Genomic DNA, 13064 nt, shown 5'->3' with positions numbered 1-13064 from the left:
GCATGACCACGGTGCTGTTGCTGTGCAGTGCGATCCTGGTGCTGGTGGCGGTGGCCATCGAACTGTGGTGGGGCGCGGCCCGCCGCGAACGCCAGCGTGCCTCGCTACAGCACGCCGAACACCGCCTGGCCGCCCATCCGGCCACGCCGCTGCTGGCCGGCATGCCGGCACGTCCGGCCGCGGCCGCATCAACGCCGCCCGCCGCCGCACGCCCCGACACCCTGCCCTGGGACGCGCTGCTGCAACGCGCCGCGCTGCGCACCGGCTGGCGGCTGCCGATCCTGTGGGCGCTGGGCGGCGTGCTGCTGGCCTGGGCGGCGGCGGCACGCATCGGCACCGGCTGGGTCTGGCCGATCGCGCTGGGCCTGTATGCGCTGGTCCTCGGGCTGTGGGTGTCGCGCCGCATCCTCGGCCTGCAACGGCGCCTGCTGCGCCAACTGCCCGACTTCCTCGACAACCTGGTGCGCCTGACCGGGCTGGGCAACAGCCTGCAGATGTCCTTCCAGACTGCCAGCCAGCAGGTCCCGATGCCGCTGCGTGGCCTGCTCGATGACACCCTGTCCGGCACCCGCAGTGGCCTGGACCTGGATCGCGCGCTCAGCCAGGCCGCGCAACCGTACCGGCTGGATGTGCTGGACGTCCTGGCCGTGGTGCTGGGGGTGAGCATCCGCATCGGCGGCCGCTCGGACCAGATCCTGCAGCGCATGAGCGACTTCATGCGCGATGTCGACCAGGCCCGCCAGGAACTCATGGCCACCACCGCCGAGACGCGCATGTCCGCCTGGGTACTCGGCCTGCTGCCGCCACTGTCGGCGCTGTTGATGGCGATCGTCAGCCCGGACTTCTTCGAGCCGGTGCTGCAGGCGCCATTGGGCCATCGCATCCTCGGCGCCGCGCTGCTGCTGGAGCTGGTGGGCGGCTTCCTGCTGTATCGGCTGGCGCGCTCGCTATGAGCGCCGACAGCCTGCTCATCCTCGCCCTGCTCCTGCTCGCCCTCGGCGTGGGCCTGCTCGGCATGGCCGGGCTGTGGCTGAGCGGTCAGCAGCAGCGCACCGCCGCCACCCTGCAGACCGCCTTGCGCAACCGCGAGGAGGCCCCCCGCGATGCCGCCACGGTCGCCACGGCCGCCACCGCGGCCACCGCGGCCAACACCCCCACCACCGCCGACGCGGGCCCGCGTGGCTGGGCGTGGCTGGCCAGCCTGGGCGAGCGCTTCAACGGTGGTCGCCTCGAGGCGGCCCTGCTTGCGCCGGAGGACCGCCTGCTGCTCGACCAGGCCGGCTGGCACACGCGTGCCGGCACCGCCAGCTTCCTCGCGCTGCGCCTGTTGCTGGCCGTCCTGTGCCTGGTGCTGGCGATGCTGTTCTATCGCGGCGATGGCCTCAGCCGCCTGGTGGTGATGCTGGGCGCACTGGGCACCGGCGTGCTGCTGCCCAAATTCGCGCTGCGCGCCTGGGCCACGCGCCTGCGCAAGCGCGTCTCGGCCGAACTGCCGCTGCTGATCGACCTGCTGCGCCTGCTGCAGGGCGTCGGCTTCAGCATGGACCAGAGCCTGCAGACGCTCGGCGACAAGCTGCGCAGCGCCATCCCGGTGCTCGGTCGCGAAATCCAGCAGGCCAACATCGCCTACATGCACGGCCGCACGCGCCAGCAATCGCTGCGCCGGCTGGCCGAATCGTTCGACGACGAAGACCTGCGCAGCCTGGTGCAGTTGATGCTGCAGGTGCATGAACATGGCGGCGCGGTCCAAGAGCCGCTGCGCCAGTTCAGCGTGCGCCTGCGCGAACAGCGTCGTTCAACGCTGAAGGAAAAGGTCGGCAAGCTCTCGGTGAAGATGACCGTGGTGATGATGCTGACCCTGCTGCCAGCCCTGATGCTGGTGTTGTCCGGCCCGGCGATCATCGCGCTGGCCAACGCCGTGAACCGACTGGGATGACCACCATGCCGAATCGCCTGCCGCATCTCGGGCTGCTGCTCACCACGCTGGTGCTGTGCACCGCCTGCGGGTCGGCGCACACCGCCTACCGCCCCGACCCGCTCAGCCTGGCGCCGCTGGAGACACCGCCGCAGGACGACAAGCGCATGTACCTGGACCTGATCGGCCAGATGCAGCGCCAGGGGGCGTACTTCGCCTCGCTGGCGCACGTGGATGCCTACCGCCAGCGCTATGGCGACAGCCCTGCCCTGCGCCTGCTGCAGGCCGATGGCCTGCGCGAAACCCAACAGGTGGACGCGGCCCGCAGCCTGTACACCAGCCTGGCCAACGGCCCGCAGGGCGCCGCGGCATGGCACGGGCTGGGCCTGATCGCGGCCCGTGCGGGCGATGCGGCGCAAGCCGAAACCAGCCTGGCACGCGCCGTGCAGCTGCAGCCGCTCAACACCGACTACCTCGGCGACCTCGGCTTCGCGCGGCTGCGCGCCGGCCACCTGGCCCAGGCCCGCGAACCGTTGGCCAAGGCTGCCGAGCTGGCCCCGGGCAACGTCAAGGCCAACGCCAACCTGGCGGTGTGGGCACTGCTGCGCAACGACACCGCGATGGCCGACCAGATCATGCGCAGCGCCGCACTGCCTGCCGCCGCGCGCGACGAAGTGCAGCGGCTCGCCCAACAGTTGCGGCAGCCACCCGCCACCGTGCCGCCCGCCGCCCCGGCACCGGTCAGCGAACCGGCCCGCCCGGGCGCGCCGGTTGCCGCCACCGCGGCCCGCCCCCCGCGCGCCGATGCGCGCCTCGCCCCGTCGATGCTGGAACGCTTCGGCGGCGCCGATCCCGCCCACGAGAGCACCCCATGAACGCCTTCGCCTCGCCCGCCATGCGTCTGTCGATCGCCGTGGGCTGCCTGCTGGCCTGCGCGCTCGCACCTGCCCAGCAGCGTCCGTTGACCGGGCAGATGCTCGGCGACACCGCCGCGCCGCGCACCGAGGTGCCGGCCACGGTGCCGACATCGCCGCCCGTGCCACCGGCCACCCCGATGCCCGCGCCCGCGCCGCTGGCACCGCCACCGCGCCCACAGATCGGCGACACCACCCGCGCCCTGCTGCGCCTCCAGGCCAGCGGCGCCCAGGCCGGCGCCCACCTGCCCATGCTCGGCGACCAGGCCTCGCTCAGCTACGCGCGCTACCTGCAGAGCTTCACCCACCCCATCCCGGAATTCCTCGACACCAGCGTGCGCAAGGACATCACCGGGGATGGCATCGGCAGTGGCAGCGGAGACTGAGCCCATGAGCCGCCCGCAGTGCACCCCTGCCATCCGCTCGGCGTCGCGCCGGCGCCAGCGTGGCGGGATGTCGGTGACGATGATGGTGATCATGGTCGCGCTGGTCGCGATGCTCGGCCTGGTCGAGGTCGGTTACCTGTACTGGGCCAAGCGCGACGTGCAGAAGATCGCCGACCTCGCCGCCCTGGCCGGCGCGCAGCGCCTGGACCTGTGCAGCGCCGACCGCACCGACAACAGCGCCGCCCGTGGCAACGCGCTGCAGGCCAACCGCTTCGCCGGCACCCTGCGCGTGCGCTGCGGCGACTGGAACCCGACCCACGCCAGCAGCGACCATTTCATCGACAGCACTACGGTCAACGCGGTCAAGGTGATCGCCGAACGTCCCGTGCTGCCGTTCTTCGGCCCGTCCCGCGGCCTGCCGCAGGTGAGTGCGCAGGCCGTGGCCACCCGGGCGCCGCCGCTGGCGGTGTTCAGCGTCGGCTCGCAGCTGCTGCGGGTCAACGGCACCACGCCGCTCGGGAGCGTGCTCAAGCTGGTCGGGGTCGACCTGGACCAGACCACGTTGCTCGGCTATGACGGCCTGGCCCAGGCCAAGGTCACCCCCGGGGGCCTGCTCAAGGCGTTGGGCATTCCGGTGGATGCCAACATCAGCATCGGCGACTTCAACGCGCTGCTGGCCGCGCACAAGGTCTCCCTCGGCCAACTGCTCGACGCCACCGCCAGCGTGCTGGCGCAGAGCGGCGTGGCCAACGTCGACCTGCGGGCCCTGCGCGATGCGCTCGGCGCGCAGCTGGACGTCGACCAGCTCAACGTCCAGTTGGGCAGCAACGCGGCCGGCAGCGGCCTGTTCGGCAGCATCGTCGCCCCGGACGGCCCGGCCTCGGCCGCCCTGCAGGCCGAGGTCAACGCGCTGGACCTGATCACCACCAGCATCAGCATCGCCAACGGCGGCAAGGGCGTGGCGGTCAACCAGCTCAACATCCTCGGCCTGGTGCAGGCCAAGGCGGCGATCATCGAGCCACCCTCGATCGCCATCGGCGGCGTCGGCGCGCGCGCCTACAACGCGCAGGTGCGGGTCAGCCTGGACATCGACAGCAACAACTTCGTCCTGGGCGTGGGTCGGGTACTGAGCCTGCTCGGCATCCGCCTGCGCCTGCCGGTGTATGCCGATGTCACCAATGCGATGGGGACGCTCACCAGCCTGCAATGCGCCGCGCAGCCGGCCACCGCCAGTATCCGCGTCGAGTCCTCGGTGCTGCGCGCGTGCGTAGGCAAGGTCGATGCGGCCTCACAGTTCTCCAGGCGCAACGTCTGCGACGCCAGCCTGCAGAACGAGCAACTGCTCACCCTGCTCGGCGCGCCGCTGATCAACGACCGCATCTCACTCAACGCGCTCACCCACGACGAGACCGTCACCCTGTCACCGGGCGACACCCGATCGACCTGGATCAACGGCGCGCAGATCGGCAACGCCGTCAACGACCTGGTGCGCGAACTGCTGCGCGTGCTCGGTGGCGTGCTCAACCCGGCCCCCAAGGGCATGGACAAGGCCGAGACCGCCAGCCAGCTGGCCGACCAGTTCCTGATGGCCACCCGCAAGAGCAACGGCCAGTTCGACGTGGACGCCAGCATCGCGCTGTTGCGCGATGGATCCACCAGCCTGGGCATCCAGCGCTTCGGCGACTGGCAGGTCAAGAACGGCGTGCCGTACGCCTGCGGCCTGCTCGGGCTGGCCACCTGCTACCGCGATGGCTCGGTGTGGGAAGCGTACCGGGTCACGGTCACCGGCCAGGGCCTTGGCGCGCTCGATGGTCTGCTCGGCACCGTCCTCGGCGGATTGGTGATCAACCGCTGCAGTGGCCTGGTCAGCGTGCTGCTGTCCTACAACAACTGCGTCAAGGGCAACCTCGCTTCGTACCTGCAGACCGCCGATGCGGGGCTGCTGGACAGCTACCAGGGCAACGGCGGCATCACCGACCCGAGCACCAACACGGTGGCCTGCAGCGGCCTGCTCTGCACCCTGCTGCGGCCGGTGCTGGAGGGCCTGCTCAAGCCGTTGCTCAACGGCGTCGGCACCCTCCTCACCCAGACCCTGGCACGGGTGCTGGGACTGGAGCTGGGGCGCACCGATGTGCACCTGCACGCGGTGCAGTGCACCCCCGCCCAGCTGGTCTATTGACCCCTCCCCGCGCGCTGGCGGCAGCGCGTGGACTGCATGCTAGACTGCCGCGGGGACTGGAATTTCACAGACGAACTTTCACCGATTGAGCCATTCGTGGACGGCCTGATGATGCGAGAGAGAAAAGCAGTGGTATCCCGTGGCCGGACGTTCCTGGCCACCAGCCTGATGGTGGTGGCAGCAGGCATCGCGCCGCAGGCGCTCGCCGCGCGCGCGCCCAAGGGGGAGCCTGCGGAACCCGCGCGCAGCGCACCGGTGGTCCGCAACAGCGTGGACGAACTGCGCCAGCTGATGGATTCGCAGCAGCTCACCGAACTGCGCACCACTTACAACGGCAGCTACGGCGCCAGCCTGCTGTTCAACACCGCCACGCTGCAGTACTACGCGGCGCTGTTCCATGAGAAGGACTTCTGGCGCGTGATCAAGACCGACTCGGTCGACAACGCCGAAAAGGTCTACCGCACCTTCGTGCAGCAGACCGAGGAACTGGCCCAGGTGTACATCGACACCACCCGCCTGGAAGCCGGCAAGCGCTACACCGAGAACCTGGTCGCCTTCAACGAACAACGCCTGCGCAGCCTGCAGCAGGAAGCCGAGCTGCAGCGCCAGCAGTCGCTGCAGGTCAGCAGCTCGATCCAGCAGGCCAAGCAGCAGGCCGTCTCGCTGAGCACCGACCTGCGCAGCACCCACAGCCAGCTCGACGCGCTCAACCAGCGCATCCAGGCCCTGCAGGCCCAGCAGGGCAACCCGGAGCTGTCGTTGCCGCCGCCGGAAGGCAGCGCACCGGTTGCGGCCCCGGCACCGGCCGGCACCACCGGCAACCCGTAAGCCAGGCGGCTCCCTGCAGCGCAGGGAGCCTGCCGCACGCGCGCGCCCCCGCCGCGTTTTCCCGCGCCCCAGCCGCTTCCGCGTCGCCCTGGCCGCGCTGCCCGCTGGCATGCGTGGTGCAGTACCCTCTCGGGTAACCGCAGGAATCCTTGCGCTCGCATGAGGAGATGGCCATGGCGACCACCGCACCGGCCCGCCGGACCCGTTCGCACCTGCCCCTGGCCCGCGCGGCGGCACTGCTGGCCGCGCTCGCCTTGTTCCCGGTGGCGCATGCCGCGCCAAGGACTACCCCGCCCCTGGACGCCGCCGCCTCCGACCCGCAGGCGCTGGGCTGGATGCAGGGCTTCCCGCCGCCGGAGGCCAAGCGCATCCGCTACACCGACGACGACTACTTCAGCTTCCCGAAGTTGCGCTGGACCGCCTGCCATTTCCGCCAGTTGATGCCGACGGTCGGTGTCAGCCGAGGCAGCGGCGCGGCCTCACCGCTGCCGCAACAGTCGGATCCCGCCATCGATGCGCTGCTGTTCACGCCATTGAACACGCACGCCACGATGACCTGGGCGCAGTCGCTGCAGGCCAACTACACCGACGGCATCGTCGTGCTGCACGACGGCGCGGTGGTCTACGAACGCTATGCCGGCTGCCTGCAGGCCGATGGCCAGCACGGCGCGATGTCGGTCACCAAGTCGATCACCGGCCTGCTCGGCGAGATGCTGGTCGCCGAGGGGGTGATCGACGAGAACGAAACGGTCGGCGCGATCATCCCCGAACTGGCCCACAGCGCCTTCGCCGACGCCACGGTCAGGCAGGTGCTGGAGATGACCACCGCGCTGCGCTACAGCGAAGACTACGCCGACCCCAACGCCGAGGTCTGGCAGTTCTCGGCCGCCGGCAGCACGTTGCCACCCGCACCCGGCTACACCGGGCCGCGCAGCTACTACGATTACCTCACCACCGTGCAGAAGCAGGGCCGCCACGGCCAGGCATTCGGCTACAAGACGATCAACACCGACGCCCTCGGCTGGATCATCGCCCGCCGCACCGGCACGCCGGTCTCCACCCTGCTGTCCGAGCGCATCTGGAAGCGCCTCGGTGCCGAGCAGGACGCCTACTACACCGTCGACTCCACCGGTACGCCGTTCGCCGGCGGCGGCTTCAATGCCGGCCTGCGCGACCTGGCGCGGCTCGGCCAGGTGCTGCTGCAGGACGGCCGCGCCAATGGCCAGCAGATCGTGCCCGCCGCCGCCATCGCACGCATCCGTGCCGGCGGCGACAAACGGGCCTTCGCCAAGGCTGGCTATCCGCTGCTGCCGGGCTGGAGCTATCGCGGCATGTGGTGGGTCAGCCATAACGACCACGGTGCCTACATGGCACGGGGGGTGCACGGCCAGGCGTTGTACATCGATCCGACCGCCAAGGTGGTCATCGCCCGCTTTGGCTCCCATCCCACCGCGGGCAACGCGGCCAACGACCCCACCACCCTGCCCGCCTTCGATGCCCTGGCGCGCTACCTGATGACCCGGCCGCTGCCCCGTACGCCCTGAACCCGTGGCCCGTCACCGGCACGCGGCGTACACGCGGTCGTCCATCTGCCGGCTCAGCGCGAAGCGGCGCGTCATCCCTGCCCGGGCGTACGCCCGCTCACGTTGGCCTCGGGCCGTTGCGCACGCGCGCGGCTGCTGATGCAGCGAAATGACCGCGCCGGGCGTTGCCCGTGCGCGCCGCCTGGGCGCACTGCCGTCACGGCGTGCCGGGCGTGGCCGGCGATGCTGATGCTGATGCGGTGGCGCGCGCTCGGCCTCCAGCGCCCGCTTGCGCGCCAGCAACTCGCGGCGAATCGCCTCGATCCGTGCCGCGTGCCGGCGCTCGGCCGGCACCACGTCCACCTCCCAGGCCTGCTCGGCCTGGCCGTCGGCGCAGGCATGGCGCTGGAAGGTGGCCACACCATCCACCCGGCATTTATGGATCTGCTGCACTTCGGGCGTGGGCGCCGGCGCTGCTGAGCCTGCGGGCATCAGCGCAAGCGTCCAAAGCAAGAAGCAGACAACGGGTCGTGCTGTAGATCGCGATGGCATCGGCAGTCTCCCTGACCTGCCGCCAGCATCCCGCGTACGCACTGCCGCTACCGCGACGCACGTGGCGTTTCCGCGGCGGCGGGCCTTGCACCTACCGCGCCGTGCGGACTATCCGACCTCAAACATCGAAACGATCACACTGCCAGGCGCAACTCCAGGATCTCATCGCCCAGGTCATCGATTTCCCCGGTCGGCCGCCATCCCAGGTGGCGATAGAACCCGTGCGAGCGCACCGCGGGATCGGCCGCGCACCCCAGGAACAGACGTGCGAATCCCCAGCCGCGGAAATCCTCGACCATCCGCGCCAGCAGCGCCTTGCCGATGCCCTTGCCCTCCCAGTCCGGCAGCAACGCCAGCACGATGATCTCGCCACTGTCGCGATCACCGAAGCAGTAGCCGACCATGCGCCCGTCGACCTCGGCCACGTGGCCGGGAAACCCACCCTGCGCGATGCCCTCCGCCCAGCTCTCCACGGTGATGCCCAGCGCCGCCAGTTGCGCCGCCGAGAATGCGTTCTCGCGGGTACGACCGCGCAGGTCGATGCAATCGGCGGCATCGTCGGCGATGGCGGTGCGGTAGGTAATGGGCATGCAGCGGCGTCCGGATCGTTGATTCGAACGCGGACAATAGCGCAGATGGCGCCGTCCACGCCGCGCCGTTTGCGTCATCGGCTGCACGACGGCATGGAGCACCCCGACGCTGCACGTGGATGCCGCGTGGCTGGACACACTCCGCGACACCGGCGTGCTGATTGCCCTGTCGATGTCGCTGCTGCCGTCACCGGGTGGCGGTGGATGTCGCACCTGGACCCAACCTGCGCACACAGAGGCCCGGCGATGCCGGGTCTCTGCTGCGATCACAGCGGCGCGTCGATTACAGGAAGCGGTAATCGAACTCCAGCCACAGCTGACGACCATACGGGTCGTAGTTGCCGACCGGATAGAACGGCCAGCCCCCACCGTTCCTGTCCGCCGGGGGCCGACTGTCGCGCAGGTTGTTGACGATCAGGCCCACGTTCGCGTTGTCCGTGAGCCTGCGGTACACGCTGGCGTTGTAGGTCATGTAAGGGGCGATGCGACCACTGCCATCGGTCTTGGGCAGCGAGCCGTAACGGATGCCGTACAGGGTGGCGGTCCAGTCGTTGATCGCCCAGGTCACGCTGCCGTTGACCTTGCTGCGCCACTGGTAGGAATCCAGCGAGTTGCGCTGGTCGATCGCCTCGTCCTCGGCGAACTGGCGGTACTCGTGGTCGATCACCAGCGAATAGGCCAGCCGCGCGGAGAACTGGCCGTAACGGCCGGCATCCCAGCGCGTGTTCGCCTTCAGGTCGATGCCGCGCACCGACTCGGAGGCGGCGTTGATCGGGTTGATCAACACGCGCACCACCTGGTTGGGTTGCACCGCGGCGTCGGCCGGGTTGCGGATCACCCGCGACAGCGCGTCCTGGCACTGCGCCGAGTTGATGTCGCGCGCGTCCCCGCCCACGGTCTGGCCGAGGCGGCAATCGGCTTCGTCGCGCAGGATCCGCGAGGAATCCAGGTTGGTCACTTCCTGGTCGATGCGGATGTCGTAGTAGTCGGCGGTGAAGTCGACATTCGGCGATGGCGACCACACAAACCCTGCGCCATAGGACGTGGCCGTCTCCGGCTGCAGCTGCGGATTGGCGCCGCTGGTGTAGTCGATGGACAGGCCGCTGTAGTCGCAGTCGTCGTACGCCTGGCCGGCACTGCGGCAGCGCCAGTAGTCGGTCATGCCCGGGTTGTAGCCGCGGGTTTCGCTGGCAAACACGTAGTTCATGTCCGGCGCGCGGAAGCTGGTGGCCGCGCTCGCGCGCAGCAGCAGCGTGTCGATCGGGCGGAACTCCAGCCCGGCGCTCCAGGTGGCCTTGCCGATGTGGTCGCCGGCCGCGCGGTACTGGTCGTAACGACCGGCCACCGTGGCGGTCAGGCGTTCCAGCAGCGGCAGCTGCAGTTCCACGCCGGCCGCATAGCGGTCACGCTCGCCGCCGGCCGGGATGCCAGCGCTGGTGTTCCAGAATTCGCCGGTAGCCAGGCGCGGGTCCGGCCGGTTGTTGTAGCCCTGGCTGCCCGCTTCCAGCACCGCCGCCAGCGCGGCACGTCCACCGGGCAGATCGAACAGCTGCCCGTTGACGCTGAAGGTGGCCGCCTGCAGCCACGCCGCGTTGCGGCTTTCCTGGGTGGACGAGAGGTCGGCGTACTCGTTCGGGGTCAACGGCTGGTACAGCCGCGCCGGGTCCGGGGCATACACATCCACGCCGTTGCGGGTGCCCAGCTTCGGCCCGAGCAGGTAGTCGTTGATGCCGGCCAGCAGCACCGGGCGGCGCGTGCGGTTTTCGTAACGCGAACGGCTGTAGGCCGCTTCATAGTCCCAGTCCGAGCTGCCCAGGCTGCCGCGCGCGCCGACGTTGAACGACCACGAGGTCTCCAGGAACCGATTGGCGTTGCGCTGTACGCCACCGATCTCCTCCGGCGCGAAACGGCGATACCAGCTTTCCAGCTGGCCGCTGGCCTGGTTGTAGAAATAGTTGCGCGACGACGTCCAGCTGGGTGCACGGGTGTTGTTGTAGATGCGCGCAGTGCCGATGGCTACGTCGGCAAACAGCTCCTGGCGGTCGTTGAGGCGCCAGGTCAACGCGCTGTAGGCATCGATGTTGCGCTTCTCGGTCTGCACGGTCCAGAAGGTGGCCGCGGCCTCGTTGCTGCCGCAGTACGCGCCTTGCCGCGGGTTCTGCGCCCGGAACACGCTGCCACCGTACAGGCCGGCGCTGGCATCGCAGCCGGCCAGGCCCGGGTCGATGTAGGTGCTGGTGCTGGCGTTGCGCCGATAGGCCACGGCGGTCGGCAACGGAGCCACGCCGCGCGGGTCGTCGGTCAGCGAATCCATGAAGTCGCGCTGCGAGCCGTAGATCGCCTTGCGATTGGCGATCTCCAGGCCGAAGATCGCGTCCCACTGGTCGCTCGAACTGCCGCCGACCACCTGCAGTCGCTGGTTGTCGCCGCCGCCCTGCCCGGTGGTGCCGGCCTTGAGGTTGATGCCCACCCCTTCGTAGGTCTTCTTCAGGATGATGTTGACCACGCCGGCGATCGCGTCCGAGCCGTACACCGCCGACGCGCCACCGGTGAGCACCTCGATGCGGTCGATCAGCGCGCTGGGGATATTGGCCAGGTTGACCACGTTGACCGAGCCTTCGTAGGCCAGCGGGTAGTCCGACTGGCGACGCCCGTTGACCAGCACCAGGGTGCGGTTGGGGCCGAGGCCGCGCAGGTTGATGGTGTTGGCGGCCGGAGTAAAGGTATTGCCGAAGTCCTCGCCCTGCACGCTGCCCGTGTTCTCGGTCAGTGCGCTGAGCGCTTCGAACGCGCTGCGGTAGCCCTGCGCCTCGATCTGCTGCCGGGTGATCACGGTGACCGGGGAGGGACCTTCCACGCTGGCACGCGGAATGCGCGAGCCGGTGATTTTGACCGCCTCCAGTTCGGTGGGGGCGGCGCCCTCGGCGGCGAGCGCCAGCGGGCTGATGCCAAGCAGCGGCAGCAGGGACACGACCAGGGGACGCAGGCGCAACGGGCGACGAAGCAAAGACATGCAGGTTCCAGGATGGGGAGAGTCGCTCCGGTGCGGGCAAGCCATTGCCGCAGGGGGGCCGGAGGGCGCGCCAGTCTGCTGAATGGGCACCCGCCCCGGAAATGATCGCCCGCGATATGCATATCGGCTTTCCGCCTAAGGCCCGCCGCGCGTGGCCCGCGCGTGCGATGCCTTGCCGGCTGCTGCGTCGACGTGGCGCCACGTCGTTGCGGAACCATCCCGTGTCTCTTCCCGACGACCGCGCCGCCTACGGCGCGCTGCTGCTGCAGATGCTGCAGGGTCCCGACCAGCCGCAGTGCGGGCGCCGCGGCAGCGCCGGGGCCGCGCCGGGATGCAAAACAGAAACGGCGGCCCTGCGGCCGCCGTTTCACTGCAACGCCTTGCCAGGCCGGTCAGGCCTTGGCAGCGGCCTGCAGGCTCTGCCGCTGCACCAGCGCGTTGAAGCGCGCCAGCGAGCTCAGGTGGTGGTGCACCAGCGCCAGGTAGCCGTTGCGGTGCCAGGCCAGGACGACGTCGTCGGGCAGCTTGGCCAGCTTTTCCACGTCCACCACCTGGAAGCCGTTGACCGACATCTGCTCGCCGTTGTTCAGCGTCACATCGATGCTGCGATCGATCAGCAGGTCCTGGGCCTTGATCGCCGCGCTGAACTGACGGGTCAGCTCATGCTCGCGGGTGAAGTCGCCGCAGAACCGCATGGCGTTGTCGAGCAGTTCGGTCGGCTTGCCGTCCACGAACAGCGGCTCGCCTTCTTCGCTGGTGCCCTGATTGACGTGTTCGGCACCGGCGTCGATCGCCAGCATGTAATCGCTGTCCGGCTCGCCCTGCATGAACACGAACGGGTAACGGCGCACGTACGCGGGTGCGTAGGTGTCCTGGGCCCACTTGTCGCCGTCGATGAACAGGTTGTTGCGGGCCAGGCCCACGGCCACGATCGGGGCGGCATCGTTGCCGGTGAACAGGATCGGGAAGTGCTGCGCGGCCAGGCCGAATTCACCCACCACTGCCGGGATGGCGTTGGTTTCGGCGGCGAAGGACACGGTGCCCTGCACCAGGCGCCAGTTGGCGTGCTTGTCCGATTGCAGCGGCAGCGGCTCGCGGTAGAACAGCGGGCTGGAAGCCTGGGCCGGAGCCGGCGGAGTAGTCGTTTCAGCAGTCATGGAATAA

General features: G+C 69.7%; 11 protein-coding genes. 7 read left to right on the top strand and 4 right to left on the bottom strand.

Translation table 11 applies throughout. The features are described from left to right. Positions 1-2: 2 nt before the first annotated feature. The 7 genes from AC06FD_RS05390 (at position 3) to AC06FD_RS05360 (ending at position 7766) form a co-directional block, all read left to right on the top strand. Entirely contained in the window at positions 3-953 is a 951-nt protein-coding gene (locus AC06FD_RS05390; RefSeq protein WP_478077185.1) for a type II secretion system F family protein, read from the top strand. Next, on the top strand, positions 950-1936 hold the full coding sequence (locus tag AC06FD_RS05385; protein WP_478077184.1) for a type II secretion system F family protein: 987 nt from the start codon (positions 950-952) through the stop codon (positions 1934-1936). The genes AC06FD_RS05390 and AC06FD_RS05385 overlap by 4 nt, the downstream gene beginning before the upstream one ends. A gap of 5 nt (positions 1937-1941) precedes the next feature. Beyond that, on the top strand, positions 1942-2790 hold the full coding sequence (locus AC06FD_RS05380; RefSeq protein ID WP_478077183.1) for a tetratricopeptide repeat protein: 849 nt from the start codon (positions 1942-1944) through the stop codon (positions 2788-2790). Further along, entirely contained in the window at positions 2787-3215 is a 429-nt protein-coding gene (locus AC06FD_RS05375; RefSeq protein ID WP_478077182.1) for a DUF3613 domain-containing protein, read from the top strand. The genes AC06FD_RS05380 and AC06FD_RS05375 overlap by 4 nt, the downstream gene beginning before the upstream one ends. A 4-nt stretch (positions 3216-3219) precedes the next feature. Continuing rightward, complete coding sequence (locus tag AC06FD_RS05370) at positions 3220-5394, top strand: TadG family pilus assembly protein (RefSeq protein WP_478077181.1); 2175 nt, start codon at positions 3220-3222, stop codon at positions 5392-5394. A gap of 111 nt (positions 5395-5505) precedes the next feature. Then, complete coding sequence (locus AC06FD_RS05365) at positions 5506-6222, top strand: DUF2968 domain-containing protein (RefSeq protein WP_478077180.1); 717 nt, start codon at positions 5506-5508, stop codon at positions 6220-6222. 173 nt (positions 6223-6395) lie between these two features. After that, a complete protein-coding gene (locus tag AC06FD_RS05360; RefSeq protein ID WP_478077179.1) occupies positions 6396-7766 on the top strand; it encodes a serine hydrolase domain-containing protein in 1371 nt (456 codons plus the stop codon). A gap of 12 nt (positions 7767-7778) precedes the next feature. Here the strand turns inward: AC06FD_RS05360 and AC06FD_RS05355 are convergent, their stop codons facing one another. The 4 genes from AC06FD_RS05355 to AC06FD_RS05340 all read right to left on the bottom strand — a co-directional run bounded on the left by AC06FD_RS05355 (position 7779) and on the right by AC06FD_RS05340 (position 13057). Next, complete coding sequence (locus AC06FD_RS05355; RefSeq protein WP_478077178.1) at positions 7779-8198, bottom strand: hypothetical protein; 420 nt, start codon at positions 8196-8198, stop codon at positions 7779-7781. 233 nt (positions 8199-8431) lie between these two features. After that, positions 8432-8887, bottom strand: coding sequence for an N-acetyltransferase family protein (locus AC06FD_RS05350; RefSeq protein ID WP_478077177.1), 456 nt, complete (start codon positions 8885-8887; stop codon positions 8432-8434). Between the two features lie 283 nt (positions 8888-9170). Beyond that, positions 9171-11900: a TonB-dependent receptor gene (locus tag AC06FD_RS05345; RefSeq protein WP_478077176.1), complete on the bottom strand. Its 2730-nt coding sequence runs from the start codon at positions 11898-11900 to the stop codon at positions 9171-9173. A gap of 392 nt (positions 11901-12292) precedes the next feature. Further along, the gene (locus AC06FD_RS05340) at positions 12293-13057 is read right to left on the bottom strand and encodes a SapC family protein (RefSeq protein ID WP_259202891.1); all 765 of its coding nucleotides are present in this window, start codon (positions 13055-13057) and stop codon (positions 12293-12295) included. Positions 13058-13064: the final 7 nt, after the last annotated feature.

The sequence above is a fragment of the Stenotrophomonas sp. Steno-Z1 genome (genome assembly GCF_056393175.1).
Note: the sequence above shows the minus strand (reverse complement) of the source record. Positions and strands in the feature narration are given on the sequence as shown.